This window comes from Paraburkholderia sp. (assembly GCF_050742655.1).
GTDB lineage: Bacteria > Pseudomonadota > Gammaproteobacteria > Burkholderiales > Burkholderiaceae > Paraburkholderia.
Genome location: NZ_JBOIGG010000016.1, coordinates 24,691 through 47,274 on the forward strand (window position 1 = coordinate 24,691; position 22,584 = coordinate 47,274).

16 protein-coding genes and 1 pseudogene are annotated in these 22,584 nt (G+C 61.6%); 5 read left to right on the forward strand and 12 right to left on the reverse strand.

Features of this window, described 5'->3' with window-relative positions; genetic code table 11:
• The first annotated feature begins 124 nt into the window (after positions 1-124).
• Complete coding sequence (locus tag ACREXZ_RS21500) at positions 125-907, forward strand: phosphate/phosphite/phosphonate ABC transporter substrate-binding protein (RefSeq protein ID WP_431766135.1); 783 nt, start codon at positions 125-127, stop codon at positions 905-907.
• A gap of 82 nt (positions 908-989) precedes the next feature.
• Here ACREXZ_RS21500 and ACREXZ_RS21505 read toward each other — a convergent pair whose 3' ends face one another.
• Together ACREXZ_RS21505 and ACREXZ_RS21510 are read right to left on the reverse strand one after the other, a co-directional pair.
• On the reverse strand, positions 990-1,994 hold the full coding sequence (locus tag ACREXZ_RS21505; protein WP_431766136.1) for an ornithine cyclodeaminase family protein: 1,005 nt from the start codon (positions 1,992-1,994) through the stop codon (positions 990-992).
• Positions 1,995-2,080: 86 nt separating this feature from the next.
• Positions 2,081-3,382, reverse strand: coding sequence for an MFS transporter (locus ACREXZ_RS21510; RefSeq protein WP_431766137.1), 1,302 nt, complete (start codon positions 3,380-3,382; stop codon positions 2,081-2,083).
• Between the two features lie 464 nt (positions 3,383-3,846).
• Here ACREXZ_RS21510 and ACREXZ_RS21515 point away from each other — a divergent pair.
• Positions 3,847-4,038, forward strand: a pseudogene (locus ACREXZ_RS21515) (hypothetical protein); the annotation flags it as partial.
• 144 nt (positions 4,039-4,182) lie between these two features.
• On the opposite strand, the gene ACREXZ_RS21520 reads toward ACREXZ_RS21515, so the two are convergent.
• On the reverse strand, positions 4,183-5,847 hold the full coding sequence (locus ACREXZ_RS21520) for a sigma-54 interaction domain-containing protein (protein WP_431766138.1): 1,665 nt from the start codon (positions 5,845-5,847) through the stop codon (positions 4,183-4,185).
• A 359-nt stretch (positions 5,848-6,206) separates the two neighbouring features.
• Here ACREXZ_RS21520 and ACREXZ_RS21525 point away from each other — a divergent pair, with 359 nt between their 5' ends.
• From ACREXZ_RS21525 to ACREXZ_RS21535, 3 genes are all read left to right on the forward strand, one after another.
• The gene (locus ACREXZ_RS21525; RefSeq protein ID WP_431766139.1) at positions 6,207-6,593 is read left to right on the forward strand and encodes a DUF485 domain-containing protein; all 387 of its coding nucleotides are present in this window, start codon (positions 6,207-6,209) and stop codon (positions 6,591-6,593) included.
• Positions 6,590-8,152 carry a solute symporter family protein gene (locus tag ACREXZ_RS21530; RefSeq protein WP_431766140.1) on the forward strand — a complete coding sequence of 521 codons (1,563 nt, stop codon included), beginning with the start codon at positions 6,590-6,592 and terminating at the stop codon, positions 8,150-8,152. Before ACREXZ_RS21525 ends, ACREXZ_RS21530 begins: the two co-directional genes overlap by 4 nt.
• A 72-nt stretch (positions 8,153-8,224) precedes the next feature.
• Positions 8,225-8,911, forward strand: a complete 687-nt coding sequence (locus ACREXZ_RS21535; protein WP_431766141.1) for a haloacid dehalogenase type II — start codon at positions 8,225-8,227, stop codon at positions 8,909-8,911.
• Between the two features lie 162 nt (positions 8,912-9,073).
• Here the strand turns inward: ACREXZ_RS21535 and ACREXZ_RS21540 are convergent, their stop codons facing one another.
• From ACREXZ_RS21540 to plcR, 9 genes are all read right to left on the reverse strand, one after another.
• Positions 9,074-10,084 (reverse strand): AraC family transcriptional regulator, encoded by a 1,011-nt coding sequence (locus tag ACREXZ_RS21540; protein ID WP_431766142.1) that lies wholly within the window; start codon positions 10,082-10,084, stop codon positions 9,074-9,076.
• Between the two features lie 115 nt (positions 10,085-10,199).
• Positions 10,200-11,384 (reverse strand): porin, encoded by a 1,185-nt coding sequence (locus tag ACREXZ_RS21545; protein WP_431766143.1) that lies wholly within the window; start codon positions 11,382-11,384, stop codon positions 10,200-10,202.
• 433 nt (positions 11,385-11,817) lie between these two features.
• Positions 11,818-13,008, reverse strand: a complete 1,191-nt coding sequence (locus ACREXZ_RS21550; protein WP_431766144.1) for an MFS transporter — start codon at positions 13,006-13,008, stop codon at positions 11,818-11,820.
• 52 nt (positions 13,009-13,060) lie between these two features.
• Positions 13,061-14,539, reverse strand: coding sequence for a coniferyl aldehyde dehydrogenase (locus tag ACREXZ_RS21555; RefSeq protein ID WP_431766145.1), 1,479 nt, complete (start codon positions 14,537-14,539; stop codon positions 13,061-13,063).
• Positions 14,539-15,825 carry a D-arabinono-1,4-lactone oxidase gene (locus ACREXZ_RS21560; RefSeq protein ID WP_431766146.1) on the reverse strand — a complete coding sequence of 429 codons (1,287 nt, stop codon included), beginning with the start codon at positions 15,823-15,825 and terminating at the stop codon, positions 14,539-14,541. Before ACREXZ_RS21560 ends, ACREXZ_RS21555 begins: the two co-directional genes overlap by 1 nt.
• 44 nt (positions 15,826-15,869) lie before the next feature.
• A complete protein-coding gene (locus tag ACREXZ_RS21565) occupies positions 15,870-17,105 on the reverse strand; it encodes an amino acid deaminase/aldolase (RefSeq protein ID WP_431766147.1) in 1,236 nt (411 codons plus the stop codon).
• Positions 17,106-17,462: 357 nt separating this feature from the next.
• On the reverse strand, positions 17,463-19,625 hold the full coding sequence (locus ACREXZ_RS21570; protein ID WP_431766148.1) for an alkaline phosphatase family protein: 2,163 nt from the start codon (positions 19,623-19,625) through the stop codon (positions 17,463-17,465).
• Positions 19,626-20,343: 718 nt separating this feature from the next.
• A complete protein-coding gene (locus ACREXZ_RS21575) occupies positions 20,344-21,717 on the reverse strand; it encodes a pectin acetylesterase-family hydrolase (protein ID WP_431766149.1) in 1,374 nt (457 codons plus the stop codon).
• A gap of 75 nt (positions 21,718-21,792) precedes the next feature.
• On the reverse strand, positions 21,793-22,503 hold the full coding sequence (plcR, locus tag ACREXZ_RS21580; RefSeq protein ID WP_431766150.1) for a phospholipase C accessory protein PlcR: 711 nt from the start codon (positions 22,501-22,503) through the stop codon (positions 21,793-21,795).
• Positions 22,504-22,584 lie beyond the last annotated feature (81 nt).

Consider the following 22,584-nt stretch of genomic DNA (forward strand, 5'->3'; position numbering starts at 1 on the left):
TCTTGCGCGAAGCGGACACCAGGGTGTGATGTCCTGCTTCGATCGAATCCATCATGAACACGCGGATTGACGCATGTCTGCAGGAGGAAGCGCGAGTATGACCGCAGGAATCGCATCGTTCCGGATGTACAACGCGTCGACCAGGACGGCCGACGCGTGGCATGCGTTGTTTCGCATGCTGTTCGCCGAGCTGGGCTTGCGCATCGACATCGTCGCCCATGCGTGGCCTCTACCCTTGAGCGAGCTCTGGGCAAGAGACAATCTCGCCTGCGGGTTCATGTGTGGCTGGCCCTTTGTCAACGACACAAGCCGTCGAGTCGTGCCGCTCGCCGTTCCTGTTCCCGAGCCCGCGAGCTATGCGGGTCTGCCTCGTTATCGCAGCGAGTTTCTGGTGCATCGGAGCTCGGAGGCGCGCTCGTTAAGCGAAGCGCTGAGCGGACGCATCGGCTGGATGGCGGTGGATTCGCAATCGGGCTATCAGGCCCCGCGCGCAGCACTTGGCGCGTTGTCGAACAGTGGGGAGCCGTTGTTTTCTGAATCAAAAGGACCGCTGCATACGCCGGCTCGCGTACTGAACGCGCTCAATGCCGGCGAGATCGACCTGACCGCCGTCGATAGTTTCTATCTGGATCTCGTTCGTCATCACGCTCCGGAGAGCATCGCGAATCTTCGAACGGTCGGCTACACGTCGTGGACACCGATTCCGTTGCTGGTGGCATCCTCGGCGCGGCCTTCAAGCGAGATCGCAGCCATTGGCGAAGCGCTAAGAGCGCTACATACCATGGCCGGTTATGAAGCGCTCATGCGCGACGTGCTGGTTCGCAAGTTCATTGCGCCCGATATCGCGGCATATGGAACCTTGCTCGAACTCGCGAAAACCTTCCCGTCGTACGACACGATTCGCTGACGCAATCGGGTACGTTTTGCCCTGGCCGCACAGCCGGCCCGGGTCTTTTGCAAAACCCAGGCCGGTCGGATAAACGCTGGCTTCAGGCAAACCGCAGCGACTGCCCGATACCCATCTGCTTCGCCTTTTCGAGCATCGCGTGACCGAGCCCGATATCGCTAAGACTCAAACCGCGATGCCAGAACAGGATCGTTTCATCATCGCTTTCACGACCGGCCTTCTTGCCGGCAACGATCTCTCCCAGTTCCGCGTGCAGCGTTTCCTCCGACAGCCGGTCGCTGTCCACGTGCTGCCTTAACGCGCCGAACGGCAGCCCTTTGCGGCATTGGCCCCAGTCGTCGACCACCATCTTGTCCATGATATCGGTGAGCGAAAGCTCGACAGCGCTCATGGTTCCGTACGGCATGACCAGCGCGCCCCGCTTGATCCATTCGGTCTTCAGCAACGGCTGCGGCTCCGGCAGACGCGACGCTTCGACCACGATGTCGGCATCGACCACGCAGGATTCCCAGTCGTCCATCGCATGCACCGGCTTGCCGAGATCGTGCGAGAGGCGCTCGGCAAATGCATTGCGACTTTCTTCCCGTTTGGAGTGAACACGGATTTCGTCGAAATTGAACAGATGGTCGAGCAGACGTACGTTCCAGTAGGACGTACCTCGCGCACCGATGTGCCCCAGCACCTTGCTGTTCTTGCGCGCCAGATGCTTGGCACCGAGCGCGGTCATTGCACCCGTGCGCATATCGGTGATGGACGTTGCATCCAGAATCGCCTTCGGCGCACCCGTCTCCGGATCGAACAGATTCAGCACCGCAAGTTCCGAAGGAAGCTCGCGCTTGTAGTTGTTGACGAAGTCGCCGACGACCTTGACGCCCGCCAGTCCGAGCGGGTGGATAACGCCGCGCAGCACGTTGAAGTGCCCTTCCGCGGAATCCCTCGGCACGAGATGCATGCGCGGCTCGATCACGGTCTGCCGGTTACCTTGTGCTTCGAGCGCCGATTCGACGGCTTCAAGAATTTCCGCGTCGGTCAGCGCGAGCTGTTCGACATCCAGTCGATTGAGGTAAGTGAGGTAGATCGATTGCATGAAACAGGGTCTCCCTGGTTAGCGTGTGACTCAGGCCAGCATGCTGCCGGCGGTGATGGCGGCATGCGCCTGTGGGCAGCGCGCCGTCACGCGGTGCGCTCGCCGGTGGTCAACGGCTCGGCCGCGACACCGATACGGCGGAAGCGGCGCAGGTCCGCTTCCGGATGAATCAGGCAGGCAGCGATGATGCCCAGTGTGGCGACCAGCGCCCCTGCCCAGAGGTAGCCGGTACGAAAGCCGTCGACAGGATCTGCACCGATGTCCACGATCAGCCCCATCGCGACCGGTGCGATCAATCCGGCAAGCGTGTGAATCGAGTTCGTGATGCCTAGCAAGGCACCGCGTTGCGGTGCGGGGCAAATCTCGCCGATCAAGGTCGAACCGAGCGTGAAGATCACACTGGCGATCGAAAAAGCGGTGCCGACCAGCAGGATTTTCAGCGGCCCGAGCGGAACGATCGGCAGGCAGATCGTGGCGAGGCCCGCAATCACGATACACGTGCAACCCAAGGCGCCACGCGAGAGGCGGCTTGGATATCCGGCCATCGTCAGCCGTTGCGACAGGAACGCACAGCACGGAGCGAGCACGATCTGCATGGCGGAGGGCAGGACGATGACCCATGCCGCGGTCGAAGGTGTGAGGTGAACGGCCTTGATCAGATAGTTGGCGAGCCACACGATGTTGAGCGCGATCATCCAGTAGGCGGCAAATCCACCGATGTACACGCCAATGGCGGTGCGGCTGAGAATCAGGTCGCGATAGGGAATGTGCAACGACGCGCCAGGCACTCCGGTCGCTTGCCCGACCGGGCCATCCTTGCCCACGACCGCCCATACGATCGCCCAGAAGAAGCCCGCGACACCAAGCGTTGCAAACGCTGCATGCCAGCTGTAGTGTTCGATGATCCACGTGATCAGCGGCGCAACCACGCCGGCACCGAACGCGGCGCCGCAGGCAACCACGCTGGTCGGCACGGCGCGTCTCTTGTCGCCGAACCACTTGTAGACAGCATGCAGCGCGATCGGAAAGGCCGGACCCTCCGCTGCGCCGAGAATCACCCGGCTACCGAGCAGCACCGCGAAGCTGACCGGGCCGGTCATCGGCAGCAAGGCGAGCGCCCAGATGATGCTCATCACCAGCATGATGCGTTTGGTTGCCACCCGGTTGGACAGAAACCCGACGACCACACCGGAGATCGAGAACAACAGGAAAAACGCGCTGCCGAGCGCACCGAACTGCGCGTGGCTAAGCCTGAGCTCCTTGATGATCGAAGCGCTCGAAAGCCCGATGACGGCCTTGTCGGCGTAGTTGATCAGCATGAACAGAAAGACGAGTGCAACGATCGCCCACGCCTTCCGTTTGCTGACCGCCACGTTCGTTCCGTCCATTTCGCGCACTCCGCCCGTGTCAAGGAAGCTCGTGACCGACCGTTCAACATGCGATGAATCGCACAAACAGCTTCCGGTCACCGCTAGTTTCCTGACGGTAGCAGTGACAAAAAATGTTGTCTATACAAATCACCGGCATGGCGGATCTTCGATATTGCCGATTTCTTCCGGGAGTAGGCGAGCTGACATTTAACTCGTTAGACAAGGTCGCTCAGGGGACGGAACCTGCGTTGTGGGCTGCGCGGTATGCTAGCGGCAAAGGACTATTTGTATAGACATATACGTATCGTCGCACAGGCCTTCGGTGGATCGGCGACAGTAGCGCCATCGTCGCCAATCTGGCCAATACCGCTCATGATAGAGAATCCGGTTGGCTGTTCCCTGCGTATACAGGGTGAGGATCCGATGACGCATCGACGGTCGAAGGATCCAGACGGACCCCCTTTCCACGGAAGGAATTTGTCATGAAACCTATCGCCGCATGTCTGAGCGCATCAGTTGCCTGTCTTTTGTCCCTGAGCGTAGGGACGGCCAATGCCCAGGGGTTGACGCAACAGGACGACGTGAACGCCCCGCAAAACAGTACAGTGTTGATGCCGCATGGCGCGCCCGGCAGTGAGTACCCAACCCACGGCAATCGTCAGGCAGGCGAGCTGGTGATCTGCTGCAGGAAACCTGGACAGAATTGAGTGTTGGTGTTTCGGAGCAATTTTCCCAATACGAACGGGAGGTTGGCGATGAAACGCAAACAGTACTCGGTAGAGCAGATCGTTGCGGCACCGACGCCGGCGAAATCCCCTCTATTTGCCGCGCCTGAGCTTGCGCACCACGCTTGACTGGCTGAGCCCCAGCATTTTCGCGACTTCACGCGTATTGCCATGTTTGCGCAACGCGTCTTCGATTAACCGGCACTCGAAGCGCTCCACCCGCTGGCGAAACGTGTTTGGCTCCTGGTCCAGTACATCGACCGGCAGCACGCCATCGAGGAATTCTGGCCCGATCACGTCGGCCTGGCTCGTCACGACGAGCCGTTCGACCACGTTTCTCAGTTCGCGGACGTTGCCCGGCCAGTCATAGGTGAGCAACAACGCAATCGCCTGCTCGGAGACCTTGCGGCGCAACGTGTATCGTTCGTTGAATTCGTCGACGAACTGAAGCACGAGCGGCGCTATGTCGTCCTTACGTTCCGCAAGCGCCGGCACTGAGATCGGCACGACGTTGAGCCGGTAGTACAGGTCATCCCGAAAGCTGCGTTCCAATACCATTGCCTTGAGGTCACGGTTCGTCGCCGCAATGACACGTACGTCGACGGAAATCGACCTCGTGCCACCGAGCCTGACGATGATGCGGTCCTGCAGGACTTGCAGCAGTTTGACCTGTAGATCAAGCGGCAGATCGCCGATTTCGTCCAGAAAGAGCGTACCGCGGTGCGCCAGCTCGATCAGTCCGGATTTACCTTGCCGCTGCGCCCCGGTGAACGCCCCGGGCTCGTAGCCAAACAGCTCCGACTCGAGCAGCTCGCGTGGCAGCGCGCCGCAATTGATCTTGATCAGCGGTCCGTTCGCACGGAAACTCTCCCGATGGATGAGCCGCGCGACCACGTCCTTGCCGACACCTGATTGACCTGTAATCAGCACTGTGGCATCAACTTTTGCCACGCGCGCCGCGAGGCTCGCGACGCGCTGCATCGGTTCGCTGTGTAGAACGAGGCCGTCCACCTTCACGTTTTGCAAACGCAGCGCTTCGATCTCCGCGTCCACGCGCTGGAGGTCCGCCTTCGCCCTGGCAAGGGCATCCTGAAGCTGGATCAACTCGGTCGTGTCCCGCGAATTGATGATTACCTTGCGCACGTGGCCAAGCGTGTCGAACAGCGGAATACCCGTGACCATAATGGTCTTGCCGGTATGCGTGTGCTGCGTGGTGGAAATGCGCTGCCCGGTTCTGGCAACCTGCTGCGCGACCACCGGCCGGATCCAGCCTTTCTGCTCGAACTCGGACACATGCCGGCCTATCATGTCGGCCGCCTTCAGGTCGTAGTTGCGCTCGCAGCCCTCGTTGACCATCAGCGTCACGCCGCGACCGTCTGCAACGAAGATGCCGTCAAACGAACGGCGAAAAATTTCTTCGAGGTCCTGGCACAATTGGCGCAGCCGCACGATCTCGGGAAACGGGGTTTCCGAATCGCTGCCAGCCATCAGCAACAACAACGCCGACTCGACGGACACATGCACGCCGACGTAATACGAGGCGCCGCCCAACTCTACCTGCGTGGCTACCTGATCCGTTCCGGCGGCGGCCATCGAAACCAGCGCCGCGAACGACTCGTGGATCACCCCCGGCTCTCGCGGGTCCCTTGCAATGCCGTCACGAACCACGGCGTTCTGCCACTCGATCCGTCCATCCCGGATCACCGCGACGCCAACCGGCAAATCATCCAGCGTCGCCATCAGGGCCCTGTTGTCCATACACCATCCGTATTTTTCGACGATCCAGCATACACCTGCAACACCGGATAACTGCAGACCGCCAATCCAGCCGAGGCCTGAGTCAGATCTGAATCAGCGGCCATCAAAACTGGTTCGCCTGGCGATCCTGAAGCGGTGTCAGCGGTTAATTGTGAAGGACCGGGCATGGACGCATACGTGCGCAGCGCCCGCTCTCAAGCCTTCATTGCAAGCACTGCGCGGTCTGCTCACGGCATGTCCGCTGACCGCTGGCGCGGACCTTGCTCTTTTCGGTGCGCAGGCTGGGGCGAACAGCGGGTGGCTCGCCACCTCATCCTGCCTGCGTCCGCGGACACACTTACAAAAGCATGGAGACATAGATGATCGAACTCTCGCACGACCCGCATCCGCCGCAAAATCCTCCGCTAGTCCCGTTGCGCATCGCTGAAGGGTCGTCGGAGGCGCCAGTCTCAGCGGTACAGTTGCCGAGCTTCCGGGCGCTCGTCAACGTAAAAATCCGCGTCGTCGCGCCGCTGCTGGGTTTTAGTCTTCTCTTCATCCTCGGCACCGCCCTGCTCGCCGGCTACGATCATCCGCTGATGGCGAAGAAGGTGGTGGGGGCCTTTAACGTCGGGTATCTGCTCGTGCTGCTCATGTACGGGCTGAGCTGGGCAGTGGCCTGCATTTACGTCTATGCAGCCAATAGCCGGTTCGACGTGCAGGCTGCACTGGCGGCCGACGACGCCCGCCGCTGGGGCCCGACATGAAAGCGATGACTATCGGCATCTTTCTGCTCATTCTTATGCTTACGCTCGCCATCACATGGTGGGCGGCGCGCCGCACGCATACCACCAGCGAGTTCTATGCTGCGGGCGGTAACCTGTCGGCACGCGCTAACGGCTTTGCGCTGGCGGGCGACTGGATGAGCGCCGCGGCCTTCCTCGGCTTCTCGGGTCTCGTGTCGCTGTACGGCATGGATGGCTCCCTCTATGCCGTGGCTGCGCTGGTCGCTTTCCTCGTCGTGCTGATGCTCATTGCGGAGCCGGTTCGAAACACGGGCCGCTTCACCTTCGGCGACGTGATTGCCGAGCGCATGCGCAGCCGTCATGCGCGGCTTGCGGCCGTGATCGGTACGGTGGTCGTCAATCTGGCGTACATGATCCCGCAAATGGCCGGTGCGGGCGCGCTGATCAAGCTGTTGCTCGGCATTCCGTATGATCTGGCGATCGTTCTGGTCGGTATCGGCATGATGGTGTACGTGCTGTTCGGCGGCATGATCGCGACGACCTGGGTACAGATCGTCAAGGCGGTTCTGCTGCTCGTCGCGGCTGTTGTACTGGTGCTGATGCTGCTCTCAGCCGTGCATTTCAACGCCCTGACACTGTTCGCGTCGGTAGAGCATCTCTACGGCCCACGCATGCTCGTCGCAGGCGGCTATTTCCAGCATCCGCTCGATCCGCTGTCACTGTTCCTGTCGTTTGTCTTTGGTGTTGCGGGCCTGCCTCACATCATGACGCGCTTCTATACGGTGCGCGACGCGCGGACCGCGCGCAAATCCGTACTGTGGCTGATGTTCCTCGCGGGTAGCTTCTTTCTTGTGACGACCCTGATCGGCTTTGCCGCGGCCACCTTCGTGGGACAGGATGCGATCCGGGCAGCAGACAAGGGCGGCAATCTTGCGCTACCGCTGCTCGCACAATATCTCGGTGGCGGAGCGGGAACCCTGGGCGGTCAGATCTTTCTCGCGTGCATCTGCGCAATTGCGTTCGCAGCGATCCTCGCCGTGGTCGCCGGTCTGACGCTGGCATCGTCCGGCGCAATCGCACACGATCTGTACGTGAACGTGATGAACGACGGCAAAGTTGGCGAAGCGGAGCAGGTGCGCATCGCGAGACTCGCCACCCTGGTGGTTGGCATCCTGGCCGTACTGCTGGGGCTGCTCGCGCAAGGCATCAACGTTGGCGTACTGGTCATTCTCGCGATTGCAGTTGCGGCATCGGCCAACTTCCCGGTGATCCTGCTGTCGATATTCTGGCGCCGCTTCAACACGGCGGGCGTGATTGGCGGGATGGCGACCGGACTCGCGTCGTCGGTGATTCTCGCCTTCATCGGGCCTGCCTTCCTCAAGGGACACGCCATCTTCCCGATCGTGAATCCGACCATCCTTAGCATGCCGCTCGGGTTTTTGGGCGCGTGGGCCGGCACCATGATCACGAGTCGCAACGGGCGGCGAGCCATCCGTGAGGCGCACGAAGCGCGCTTCGATGCCTTCGTGTTCAGGGCACACACAGGCTTCGATCCCGAACGTCAGCACACAGCGAAGTAATCTGCCCAACCCGTTTTTGGCCGCGCCACCGATCCGGCGTCGGCCTTCCTGCATCTATCCCGGAGAAATCACATGACAACTATCAAAGGCATCGTTTTCGACCTGTATGGCACGCTCTACGACGTGCATTCGGTCGCTCGACATTGCAGCGAATACTTTCCTGGCCGTGGGCTCGAAATCAGCATGATCTGGCGGCAGAAGCAACTCGAATATACGTGGCTGCGCAGTCTGATGGGGCATTACCTGTCCTTCGAGGAAGCGACCGACGATGCATTGCGCTACACCTGCAGCCACCTGAAACTGCCGCTCAAGGAAGACGTGCGAGCCACACTGTGCAACGAGTACCTGAAAATCCAGCCGTATCCGGAGGTACCGGCGGCGCTCGCCGAACTTCAGGCAATGGGCCTGCCGCTGGCGATCCTGTCTAATGGATCGGTGCGCTCGATTCAGAGCGTGGTGAATCATTCCGGGCTCGAAGGACGATTCGCATATCTGATCAGTGTGGAACACGTCAAGGTGTTCAAGCCGCATCCTGACGTTTACGCGTTGGCGGAGAAGACGATGGGACTCCACCGGTCGGAAATCCTGTTCGTGTCGTCGAACGCGTGGGATGCCTCCGGGGCGCGGCATTTCGGCTATCCCGTCTGCTGGATCAACCGGGCCGGCGGCACGTTCGAGGAACTCGGCCAGCAACCCGACCATATGGTGTCGCGGCTGGACGAACTGCCGCTGCGGCTTGGGGAGGTGGTCTCGCGCTAGCAGAGGACCGGGGTTTGTCACGTTGCCGCTCAGAGGGACAAGATTGTCAGGTGTGTCCATCGTTCAGCAAACGATGGCGAACCCAAAGCTGCTGAAACCAGCGAGTCCCAGACTGACGCTTACGCGTTCGCGCCGCTCATCGGCTACGTCAGGCCGGACCGGCTAACGTGATTCGCGTGGCCCGTGGCCAGTCCATCGTTTGAACGCCCGGCGGAAGTTGTGAGAGTCGCTAAAGCCGACTTCGTAGGCAATCTCTTCAATCGACAGGCGTGGGGTACTCAAAAGCGCCATCGCGCGTGCATGACGAATATTGTCCAGTACGGTCTGGTACGACACGCCGCTGTCGGCCAGCCGGCGCCGCAACGTGCGATCGCTCATGCAGAGTTGAGCGGCAACCTGTCCGAGCGTCGGGGGATTGCGCAGATCGCGCCGCACGATGCGTTCGATCGATTCCAGAAACTCGGCCCCCGTGTCTTCCTGAGACACCGCCATCTGCAGGAATTCGAGCGCCTGCCGGTTGCTAAGCGGATCGTAGGTCGCAAGCGGCCGCTCGACCCACGACGCGTCGCAGACCACCGCGTTCCGGCTCTGCTCGAACCGCACCGGGCATTTGAAGAACTGTTCGTACTGCTCTGCGTAAGCCGGCCTTGGGTAGCTCAGATCGACCGAGGCGAGTCTGAACGCTTCGCCGACGAGCGCATGCGCGACCTTGGGGAAACTGCCGAACGCCTCTTCGACCAGGAACATTTCGATGTCGGGCTCATGGAAGCGGCTGGCCGCGTAGATCGTGATCCCCGTTTTATCCTGCTCGATATCGAAGTCAAGCAGCGCGCCCGCATGATTCTGCATGTTGATGCCGAGCGTAATGGCATCGCCGAACGTCCGGCAGGTGAGCATCGCATAACCGACAAGCCCGATCGAGGCGATGGTTTCGGCGGTGCCGATGCGCAACCCGAGGCCCTGGGTCGGCGACAGTTCGATCGCGCGGCGGATCATCGAGCTGGCCTGCCGGAACGACAGCCGGCAGTCCGGATTCGACAGGTCTGCCACGTCGAATCCGAGCCCCATGCATAGCCGCGCAGGGTTGATGCCGAGATCCTTGCTCATGCCCGCAAGAAATCGCAGCATATAGACCTGCAGGTTGGCAGTCGTATATCGGCCGGTCGCGTCCATCGTCGCTTTATACCGTCTTTTTCCCCGCTGCGCGACACCTGCTGTTTTGCGCGCCCGGCGGCAGCGCCCGACCTGCAGTGAACCCGGATTCACGTTGCGGTGCTCGCAGGTGCGATCAGAAGTAATGGCGCAAGCCGACCATCATGCCGGTTTGCGTCGTGCTCACGCTCGGCGCCTGACCGTTGACGCCGACCAGTTGCGCACCGACCAGACCGCCGCTGTACCGCGAATAATCGACTTCCGCATACAGCATGTCGCGCTTCGACAGGTTGTACCCGGCCACGACTTCGTACTGCTGCGCGGTGCCGTTGAAATCGGCGGTGTACCCGGTTTGTCTCGTCCACCATCCATTGAGTGCGACCGTGAATACCGGCGTAAAGCGGTAAGTCAAACCGGCGACGATCATCTTGCGCTTGTTGAAGCCGCCTGGGAGCGTGGGGTCGACCACCTGCTGTGGCGAAATAATGCCGAGGCCGGCCAGATCCGTCGAACTGAACGGGCCGTTGTCGAGCATCGTAAAGTCGTTGTCGCGTGCGTTCTCGAGATACCCGACGTTGACCGTAGCGTTCCCGATGCTGACCGAGCCGCCCCCGGTGTAGATATCGAACTTTGCGTTCGTCACGTCGTCGCGGCTGCGCAGAAAGGAAGCGCCTGCCTTGACCGGCCCCTTGTCGGGTGCCCAGGAAATCGACGCGCCGACCTGGCTGCCTGCCTGTCCGCCGCCCGCGTGTCCGCCGGGCGCGTATTGCGCGAGGATGATCAGGCCGCCCAACTGCGCGCCGTACTGGATCATGCTGCTGGTGCGTGCGCCGCCAAGCAGGGTCTGCTCCGGCTTGAAGAGGTTGACGTAGGGGTCCTGACCGCCGGCCCACAGATTGGAGCCGTAGGCGAGAGTCATGCCTTCGAAGGCCACGTTGTACTGCCGCCCCAAAGCAAGCTGCCCCAGCGTTGGCGACAGCAGGGCCACAGAGGCAATCTGGAAGAAATTCACCGAGCCTTGCGGCGCGATGCTGCCGCTGCTGGGATCGAAGTGGCTTTCGAGCTGGAACAAAGCCTGATTGCCACCGCCCAGGTCTTCCTGGCCTTTCAGGCCCCAGTAGCTTTCGGTGAGTCCTCCGCCAGTCGTGGTGGACAGCTTCCTGCCGGTCGAGACCGGTGTTCCGTCCGCGCCGTAACTCACACCATGTGTCTCGTACCGGAGCCCCTCGTCGATCACGCCATACAGCGTAAGGCTGGTTTGGGCCCAGGCCACTCCGCACCACAGCGGCAATACCGCGCACAGCAAGGTTTGCTTTTTCATTTGACGGTCGTCTCCCTGATTATCGACTGCATTGCGGATGGGCGGAGCGTGTCGCCTCCAGGGACCTGGCCGGCGCGACCCAGGCACTCCGCTTTCCGCGCGTTCTGTGGAGCTTCTTTCTCTATCGCATGCAGCGTCGGATCAGGCCATATCGATTCGATGCTCATGCCATGACTGGCCACTCCGTTTTCGATCTGGCCGGTCGGGCAATCGACGGCATCCTCCTCCTGACCCAGAATCTAGAGAGTCAATTTTCGGTTCGCCGGGGCTAAAGCGGCCATTCGCATGGTTCGTTCCGGCCATCATGGGTTCGTGAACGCGGAACCGTCACACATGACTCGTCTTCGACGCGGCGTTGCATTGCAACACGGCATCAAGGCGGGTGATACACAAGGGAGAGCGTTCGGATTCCCGGCGCGCCGCAACCTGGCAATCAGGACGGCTGATGTCCGGCCGTCTGAACCCCGTGCGAGGTTGCGCCGCGCAGCGCAAGCCAGACGAACGGCAGCGCGGCCGCCACGCCCACGCACAGTACGTAGGCAAACCGCATGCCGCCGTACTGGGCGAACAGATCGCCGGCCATCGCAGTACCGACGCCGCCACCGATGAACGTGACGACGACCGTTCGCGCAACCAGCGAACCATCCGGGTCGACCTCGGAAAGCAACCCCGTCAGGAACGGGATGATCGCAAAGAACGCGCAATTCAACGCGAGCTGGCTCAGGAAGTAGGACTTGCTTCCGGTCGAGCCGAAGAACCAGATGAGTGAGCCGATCATCACCATCTGCGCGACGTAGATGATCGCGAGCCGGTGCTTGCGGCTCGCGTGTTGCGAAGGAATGACCGCACCGGCGAAACCGAGCAGCGACGACAGCGACAAAAGGATGCCGATGGTCCCGGTCGACAACCCCGCATGCGTGCCGACGATTCCCGCGACGGCCCATTGCGATGCCTGCACACCGTAAATCAGCACGGTCACGGCCCAGATCGTCAGTACGAGTCTGCGCGGCAACCGGTTTCGCGAGCGCGCTTGCGTCACATGGCGTGCAAACTCGCCAATGCCGTGAACGGCAGGCGCCATCACGACGCAGACGCCGACCAACAGCATGAACACGCCGCGCCCCAGCCACGAAGCAGGCAGGTAAGCAATCACGACGAGAATGCTGCCGTTGATGATGCCGGCAAACACGTTGATTTGCCCCCAGAGGCGGTCCGCCGATGCACGCTGCGAGATGCTCGACGCGACGACGACGAACAGCACGCCCTCGAAGATGCCGGTCACGCCGCGCACAATACCGATCAGCAGGACGGTCGGTGCAATCACGCTTAGCGCCTGTCCCGCGATCGTTCCTGCGAGACCCGCGACCGTAAAGAATCCCGCAGCGCGGGAGATCCAGCGCGGCAGCAGTGCGCAGCTTAGCGCCACGCCGAGAATCTCCACGCCTGCCACCTGGGTGGCGATGCCTTCCTCAAGATGAAACCGCAGCATCACGGCTGCGACCAGAAACGGCGTGAGGATCATCCCGTTCGTCGCGATGGCATAGGCAAGCGCCAGACGGGCGACCGTCCTTTTAGGCAGTTCGGCCCGGAGCACCGGGAGAGCGGCGGGGACTGTCGAGCTCATTGAGTCATCCTTATCGTCGAAGGTCAGAGGGCTGTGCGGGCAAGGATAGGTGTTATTTTCCAAGCATGATCCGGGTGACGAGTCGCGATAGTTTTCCATACGGTGCCGCGACACGGTCGAACATGTTAAAGCGGTTCACGCGAAGCACGCCGCGGCTATGCGACATTCTGACGAAGCCATCGTAGCCGTGGTAGGCGCCCGTGCCGCTTTCTCCCACGCCGCCGAACGGCAGGTCCTCCTGGGCGGCGTGCAGCATCGTGCCGTTGACCGTAACGCCACCGGAACGGGTTCGCTCGAGCAGATCTGCAATGACGGCGCAGCGGTGAGAGAAGCAGTAGAGCGCAAGCGGCTTGGGTCGGTTATTGATGAAGTTGATCGCGTCGTCAAGGCTGTCATAGCCGACGACCGGCACCAGTGGACCAAAAATCTCGTCGCGCATGATCGTAGCGTCGGCCACTACGCCTGTGAGGATTGCTGGCGGGATTTTCCGCTCTGCGGCGGCATGTACGTCCGCGATCTGCCTGATCTTTGCACCGGTGGATTCCGCTTCGTCGATCATGCCCGCCAGGCGCCGATAGTGGCGGTCTGAAATGATCGACGTGTAGTCGTCGTTGCCGGCGATGGTCGGGTACAACTCGCGGGCTGCGTCAAACAGCGCATCGGCGAAAGTCTCGGTCAGGTCGCGGGGCACCAGGACGTAGTCGGGTGCGACGCACGTCTGGCCGGCGTTAAAGAACTTGCCGATCGCAATGATGCGCGCTGCTTTCCTGAGCGGATAGTCGCGGCACAGCACGACCGGAGATTTGCCGCCCAGCTCCAGCGTGACCGGCGTCAGATTCCGCGCGGCGGCGATCATGACCTGCCGGCCGACATGCGTCGAACCGGTGAACAACAGATGATCGAAGGGCAGCGTGCAGAACGCTTCCGCCAGGTCAGGCCCGCCCGTGACGACCGTGACCTGTTCGACCGGGAAAGTTTCGCCGATCAGCTTGCCCAATAGCGCCGACGTGCGAGGTGTCAGCTCGGACGGTTTGATCATGACGCGATTGCCGGCCGCGAGCGCTTCGGTGAGCGGGCCGAGCGTCAGCGTCAACGGATAATTCCAGGGCGCGAGAATACCGATCACGCCAAGCGGCTGATAGACGATCTGCGCGCTAGCGGGCCGGAACGCGATGCCTACCTTGCGCCGTTGCGGCCGCATCCACGATTTCAGGTGGGTACGCACGTGTTTGATGCCGTTCCGGACCGACATCAGTTCGCTTAGTTCGGTTTCCGTGGCTGCCCGGTTGCCGAAATCCGCAGAGATCGTTCGCACCAGTTCGTGACGATGCTGCTTGACCATGTTCGACAATGCGTCGAGTGCCGCGATCCGCTGTGCGTACGAGGGTGCGCCGTGGCGCCGGACGTCGTCACGCTGCAATGCCAGCAGCGCATGCAGATCCGGTGGCATCTCCGTCTGATCCGGCGAAAACTTCATGGGAGTCTCCTTTGGCGAAACGCCAGCCAGGGGATCGATATCGAGTCCGGACATCAGTGGCCGAACAAACCGCGCAGGTAAGGCGTGAGGAAGCGGCCGTGCGGATCCATGCGTTCGCGCAAGGCGAGAAAGTCGTCCCAGCGCGGATAAAGCCTGGAAAGATCGTGCGCGGTCAGCGCATGCACCTTGCCCCAATGCGGCCGGCCGCCATGATTCAGGCAGATTGCCTGCACGCCTGCAAAGTACGCTTCGTAGGGCATGCCTTTGTATTGATGAACCGAGATGTGAACGCTGTCCCGGCCGTAGTTCGGGCTAAGCCAGATGTCGTCGCCACGCACCCAGCGGTATTCCAGCGGAAACATCAACGGGAACGCTTTCTGCGAGATGAACGTGCGGATCTCGCGCAGCGCATCGGCGCCGCGATGCGCGGGCACCGACCATTCCATTTCGTTGAAGCGCACGCGCCGCACGGTCGACAGCATCGAATGGCTTGCGTCAACCTGCTGGCCCGGCGAAATCAACGATGCGCAAAGCCGGCTGATCGACGGACAGAGCAAGGGCGCCGTCTTGCCCAGGCCGCACAGCAGACCGAATGCGGTGTTCTCGAGCAGTTCTTCGGTAACGTAGCGCCTCCAGTGCACCGGGTCGGCCGGTTCGTCGGTGATGTTCCATGCTTTCGTCAACACCGTGTCCGTGTGCGGCAGCCAGTAGAGTTCGAACGAACGGTTACTTGCGACCAGCGTGTCAGCCTGGGCGAGGCATTCTTCAAGGTCCATCTTCGCGCGTTGCAGCTTGAGCCTGAACGACGGCACCAGGTGAAGATCGATTTCCGTCAGCACACCGAGTACACCGAGTCCGATCCGGCCGCCTTCGAACAGGTCCGCGTTTTCGTCTGGAGAGGCGAAGACTTCGCTGCCGTCGGCGGTCGTGAAGCGCAGACCCGCGACCTGGGTCGCGAGATTGCCCAGGGTGATGCCGGTGCCATGCGTCCCGGTGCTCGTCGCGCCGGCAATCGACTGCACGTTGATATCGCCGAGATTTTCCATCGCGAGGCCATGCGCGGCCAGCGCCGCGCCGACCGCATAGAGGCGGGTACCCGCATGCACGCGTGCAACGCGGCGTGCGGCGTCAACGTGAATCAGGCCTTGCAACCTGTCGAGCGACAGGATCACTCCATCGGTCTGGGCCAACGGCGCAAACGAATGTCCGGCTCCGACCACCCGCACGGGCGCGTTCGAACTGGCGGCGCCGCGTAGCGCGTCAACCAGTTCGCTACGCGATCCGGGTGTCATGACCGTTGCCTTCGGGCTGCTCACATACCCCGACCAGTTACGCCACATAGTCCGCCGTCTCCTTGTGTTGTGTCTAGATTCCAGCTGGAAAATCAGAAAAAACACTTACCGTCGCCGCGATAGGTCGTCACCCGATCGACGACGCGCCCGCCCTTGATCAGCAGGATTTCGTTAAAGCGCTCGCAAAGCTCGCCGGCCTTCGCGTGACGGAACAGCATGGGTTCGCCGATCTTCAACGCGACAGAGGCGGGGTGCCGAACGGGTGTCTGGACCTCGCCCGCGCCTTCGTTGTCGATCAGCGTGCAGCCGGCGGGCAACCACGGTTGCGGCAAGCGGTTCTTGCCTGCGGGACCGGACGCGATGTATCCGCCGCCCGAGCAGGTGAGGATGCCGTCCCTGGGATGGCGCGTGACCGGCAGTGCGAAACCTGCTGCGGGCAGTGCCTGGAATACCGCGTAGTGGTCGAACAATGCGGGGGTGTAGAGTCCGGAGCCGGCGGCCACCTCCGTGACGGACGGATCGCTTTTTGTGCTTTCGATGCTGCCGGTGCCGCCGCCGTTCACGAAGCGCAACGGATGCCCGGTGGCTGCAAGCGCTTGCACCACGTTCCGGCGTCGAGCGTTGGTTTCATGGATCGAGCGCCGCTTCAGATAGCGCACGATCCAGTTCTTGAGCGCCTGTCCCGGCACTTCATCCATCAGCCCCGCGATCTGTCCTTCGTAGCCCATCAGCCCTTCGAGCCGCACACCGGGACATGCGGCAATGCCGTTCGCGAGAGCGACCGCGGTGGCGATGTCGCGGACCGGCGACCGGTAGACGCCAAAGTAGATTCCCGGAAGCGCGGACGACATGTCGAGATCGATCGACAGCGGCATCACGACGCCTTCTGCGCGCGCAAGCGCATCGATCTGCTCGACCTGAGCCATGCTGTCGACCATCAGCGTGATCGATCGTCCGTTGCGCAACTGTGCGGCCACCGCGCGCAGATCCGCGTGCTCCACCGATGGATACGCGACGACGATGTCGTCGAGCCCTTCGCTTGCGAGCCATGCGGCTTCCGCGGGCGAGTAGCACAGCAGGCCGCGTATGAAGTCGCCTGCGGCCAGCGCGAGGCGAATCATTGCAACCGATCTGACCGATTTCGTGACCAGACGGATCGGCATGCCGGCTGCCCGTACGCGAAGCCGTTCGAGATTGATCTTGAAGTGATCGAGATCGATGAACGCGGCCGGCAATGTGTGTCCCGCGAGCGCGTCGCGGTAGTACGGGTAGTCGTGCTCCGGCTGCCGGGCAGGATCGCGAGGATGGGAAGGAGCGGCGCCGTTCATGGGCTGTCTCGGTCGTTTTAAGGTGCGCCGGTTGCGCGAGAAGAACCGCGACGCGCGAGGGGTTGTCGCGGGTACGGCCTGTTACTGACAGACGAGAGTAGCGGCCGGCGTGTGCCCAACCAAGGGTGAACGCGGCCGTTAGATGGGTCCGATCCGGCCAGAGAAGCGGCAAGGTGGGGAGGCGCGACGGGTTGAGCGAGCTTGCGCTGCAGACGAACAGCGCGGTCATGCTGGCGCAGCAACTCGCCGGCGAACTACACCGGCAGCGGAGCCGATAACCACGACAATCCGGGACTCGACGCGTGTGCTTGACGGCTTGCTATATCACGACATGTCGCGCCTCTAGTCGAACGCTCCCTACCGCACCGTAAAGTATGTCGGGCCGTCGTACACGATGTAGCTATTGTCGAGGAAGAACCAGGCCGCGTATTGCCCAGGCGCGAGATCGGACGTGTCGTACCGCGCCGTCGTCGACGGGACCGGCGCATAGACCCAGTGCGAGCGGGCCGGCGCCGGCGCATCGGCGGGATTGACGCCGACCGGATAGATCCCGACCCAGTCCTTTGCATCGGCCGTCGCCGGAAGAGACTTCGGCAAAACGAAGGTCATCACCGTGCCCTTGCTCACCACCGGAGTCGGCGTGGACAGCCCCGCATACGAAGGCTGCGGGACCGGCCGAAACGCGTCGTTAATCGGCTGCGCGTAGGCGTCGTTCATCGTCAGCCGTTGGTTCAGGGTTCGCAAACCCAGCGCGTCCTCGATCGTGTGCGCGGTGCTGTAGTGGCTGTAGTTCGTGTTGCTGACAAGCCCTTGACGCACCGTTCCCGGCTGCGAGCCGATCAGGATGGCCGCGACCTGGTTGGTCTTGTCGACGGGACTGCCGTTGGAGTTTTCGGCGCGCTGGTTGATGAGCCCGGCTGCGATATCCTGCAGCGACAGAAACGCGCCTTCGCTCGACTCGTCCCAGGTCAGGATCAGCAGCGACCTCTGCATCTTCCATGCGTAGGAGTTGAAGATCTGCTGCACGTTCGTCTTCAGCCATTGGTCCTGCACTGACAGACTACCGGCGCTACCGTTGCCCGATTTTTCCCCGTTGTTCCAGTCGTCCGGGCTGACCCACACAAAGCGCGCGACGTTGCCGAAATTCGCCCCGTTGCCGTTCTGTAGATCGGTGGCGAGCGTGCCCAGATCGAATACATGATCCTTGCAACGCTGCGGCGCAATCCAGTTAGCCGCCTTCGCGTTGCCGGTTCCTACGATATCGGTGAAGTTCGGAAACGGCGAATCGTCTGGGAAGAAGTCCGAATAGAAATAGTGGCTGCCAGCAGTGGGATTCGACGGCGCCAGCACGCATGCAGCACCGTTCCCCATCCCTTCGATATAGGTTGACCACGCACGCTTTGCCGCACTAACGCTCTTGCCCTCTTCCAGCCGGTCGGCGAGACTGAGCGCGCTCGATGCAATGCCCGGCCAGCCCACGCTGCCGCGCGCGAGCGCATCGCCAGCGACGATGGCGAGATAATTCTCGTCGCTCGGATGGTAGACCGCGCTGTAGTTGGACAGCAGCGTGCCCATCGGCACGAGCGTCCCGTTGGTATACGGCGCATCCGAGCTGTCGCCGATCACCTGCGAATAGCTGGTGTTCTCCATCATGATCACGAAGACGTGATCGAACGACGGCACGACCGAAACGGGCATCTCGAGCGCCGGCGCAGGCGACACGTCGGTCGACAGCGTTAGCGAGAGATCGTCGGCGAAACCGGTCTGACTGTTGTGTCCGCCGAGCGGGTCCCAGACCCAGTTGTTGATGAACTGCACGAGCACGTTGATGAAGCGCGTCTGCGCGGGGACCTTACCTTGTACGGAAGCCGGCAGAAAATCGGTCGCGTACTGGCGCTCCGCGGGCGTGGCGCCCGTTAGCCGTACGGTCGAGCCGAGCTGCTGCCCCTGCTGGTTGAGGAACGCCACCGATACGACCGCCGCCCCCGCGTACGAGGTGTAGCCACCAAGCGAGCCCCTGAGCGCAAAGGTCACGGTACCCGTGTCGATCTTCTCGCGCGCCGACGTGACGTTGATCCGCTGCGCCAGTCCGGAGTCGCCATAAGGACCGGCCGCGAAAAACGCCTTGTTCCCGCTTGCCGGCATGTGCGGCATGTTGCTCACACCCTGGATCGAATAGCAGACGATCGACGGGCTGCCTTGCATCACCGTCCAGCCGGGCACCGAGGTGACCGCAGCCCAGTCGTTCGTGCAGGGCGTGGGTATGGTTGGCGGAGTGTAGGGCCCGCTCGCAGGCGGCATGCCAACCGTTGCGAGCGTGCTGACACTGGTCGTCGAGTAGACGGGAAGCGGCGCGACCTCGGCGTCACCGTTGACGATCAGATTGGAACTGGCGGGCGCAATGCTCTCCGAGACCGTTTGCGCGTGCACACCTGCCGTGGGTGCGAGCAGCGCACCGAGCGAGGTTGCCAGCACCAGCATTCTGAGCGCTTGATGTCGTGTCGATATCAGGATGGTCATCGGTGTTTACCGCTAGCGGTGGGTCAGGGCTCAAGCAAGCCCGGATCTGACGCTCTCTTTTCGTCGATACATCGAGGGACGAAGCCCCGGCGAGAGAAGCGCTGGTTAAGGAAATTCACGGCGCAACGTTCAGTTGTACCGTTTCTTCGGATTCACTCAACAGGACCGACGAAATGAAGCACTGAAGCGAGCACGCGACCTGATTCGTCGATGAGGAAGGCGATAGCCTGCCTTATCCGTTTGCCAGGAAAATCCAATAGCGTCGGGACGACCTACTGGATTCGTACGTGGTTTAACGCCGGGCTATGTTAGCCAAACCAGTGAAGATTCTCTCCGTGCTTGATGCATAGCGTCTCTCGCGGAACGCGATCATAAGCATGTGTCGATGAGACCAGTATGACTACCTCGCAAGTGAGAAATCCTGCTGGAATGCGACTCGAAATTCTAAAAAAGCGACAGGCATGCGAGCAAAACAGGATCCCGGGTGCTCGCAAGAAATCTATGCCCTAGCTTTTGCAAGGCTGCTTTTCGATTTCGTTGCTGGCCTGCATAAATCAATTCGGAGTCGTTGTGCGGACTGCTCCTCGCGCCACGATAAAGTTCGCGCCTGCAGCCCCTATAAAGTGGGACGGCTTCAGAAGACCTCTTTAGCTCCCAGGGTGTTCCGCAGGCGCGAGTGCCGTTCGCGTCATCAATTTTCAGTCGTCGCAAAAGCAAGTCAGGCCTTATGGGTAGAGATCGGACCCGCTTCCCCAGTGAGATTGAAAAGGCTGTCGATAAACGCGAGGAACGCCGAGAACGTGAAGTCGGACCATTGCTGGGTCCTGAATTCCTTCATCACCGGCGTCCGCGACGGATCCTGCTGATCGAGCAGATTGTTGACGAAGTCGCCGACGTTCGCGTCGATGCCGTTCTCGTGAATACCCGATCCGGTGAAGCTGACTGCGGTGACCTGATGGTTGTCGATGAAATCGTCGCGTGCCCACGGCATGTAATAACCGAAGTTCGGGAGTGGGTTCAGGGTCTCCTTGAGGCCCTCCAGTTCCGGGGCAAACAGCGAGAGCGACAGCGAGTCTTTGGCAGCATCGCCCTGCGCCGCGATCACCGCGGGCACGAACTCACGGTAGTGATACGCCGCGATGATCTTGTCCTGCTGGTAGGTCGTGAACCCGAACCGGTCATGCGGGTAAGTTGCCGACAGCGCCGCGTAGACGCTCCCCAAGTTGTTGGGATCAAAGCCTTTGGCGAGCTTGCTATTGATCGTAATCATGCCGCTGGGTCCGGTCATGTCCCATTCGCTGCGCACCTTGTTGTACAACCCCACCGATGGATGCGTCGCCGGGTCGGCGTTGAACGGCGAGTTGAAAACAGTGCCCGCATCGTCGAGCAGCGAGCTGTATGCCTGGGGCTGCAACGTGTTACGGATCGTCGCGTAGTTGCCGAGCGTGCCGTAGCCACCGGCGCTCATGCCGTAGACCAGCAGACGATTCGGTTTGCCGAAGCCGTGAGCGACCAGCCATTGCGAGACCGCCTGAATATTCTTGACGCCGCTAAAGTGCTGGATGCGCCAGTCGCCGGTCGGCGATGTGTAGTTGCGTACCGCGCTACCCATGTGGATGTCACCCGAGCAGTACGGAACAAACACCTGAGTCCAGTTCTGCGTCTCTACCTGCGGCTCGCCCACGAGGATATGCTCGAGGTCCATCCGGGTCAGCAGCGGAGAGAGGAACGACGACAGCAGACTTTCGTTCGCGGTGCCGTTCATGTAGTTATGCGGGATGCCGTCGGGGTTAAATCCCCCCAGGCCCGCTTCCGCGCCGGTCGAGGTTTCCGTACAGGTCCCGTAGTCCCAGCACGCACCACCCGGCTCCATCATGTACAGCATGCTGTCGGATTGCGCGCGGTTCACGTAGAAGCGCAGCGGTGTGCCGTTGCCGCACGACGCACCGCTGCTTTCCGGCAACGTGACTTCGTACCACGAGTAATACGGAATGGACGGATCCGGCATGGTCGTATCCGCATGGCCATCCAGCATCGCCATGCCCAGCACGCCGGCAATGCCGAGTTGCTTCATATATTTCGACGCAAACATCTCCCCCTCCTTGTCAATCACATAAAGTGTTTTTACTACCGGGAAATCGGCGGCCAGGCCGCGCGCGAAGCGCTGTCAGGGCGTACCGGACTGCGGCGCGCCGTCATAGAGCTGAGTGCGCAATGCCTGCAGACGCTGTCCAAGTACGACCTGCTGTTGCTCGGGGTCCTGCACGCTGGCGTGGACCTGCTGAACGATCTGCTGGGCCTGCTGTTGATACGTCTGAAAGCGCGGATCCTGTGCGGGCGAAGGACCGACAGTCTGTTGCGCGTAGGCGTTCCACTGCTGTTGCATCGTCTGGAGCGCGGCGCTTCGCGTACCCGGATCGGAATACACGTCGGTCATCAGCGCGGCACTGAGCGCTTCGGCCTGGACTGGCAGGACTTCGTCGTTTGCTACGTGCTCAGGCAGTTCGCCGAGAATCTGCTGGGCTAGCACACGCCGGTCGGCATCCGACATGTCTTGCCGGTTCTTGCCGTATGCGGCGACCTGGTCCTGAAAACGGGCGAAGGCAAGGATGCGCTGCACCTCAGCTTCGCTATCCGCACGGCCGGCCAGACTCCTGCGTAACGCGGCGAGATCCAGACGTCGTTCCGCGGGGCCCGCAACCGTTGCGGAGGCGGCCGGTTGTGTGTCGGGCGCTGCAGCGGCTGGCTGGGTTGGCGTGGATTGCGTCCGCGGGATAGTCGCCGCGCTCGATGGCGTCTCGTATCGCCATACCGCGGTGACCGTAACGACTGCAACCAGCAACACCGTTGAACGCCAGAAAAGTTTTGTCCTCGTCATGCCACCTCCCTCACGAATCGTTATGTTTTTTCCGGCATCTCTGCGAGTACATTCCAGGTTGAAACATGCCGGTGGTCAAAT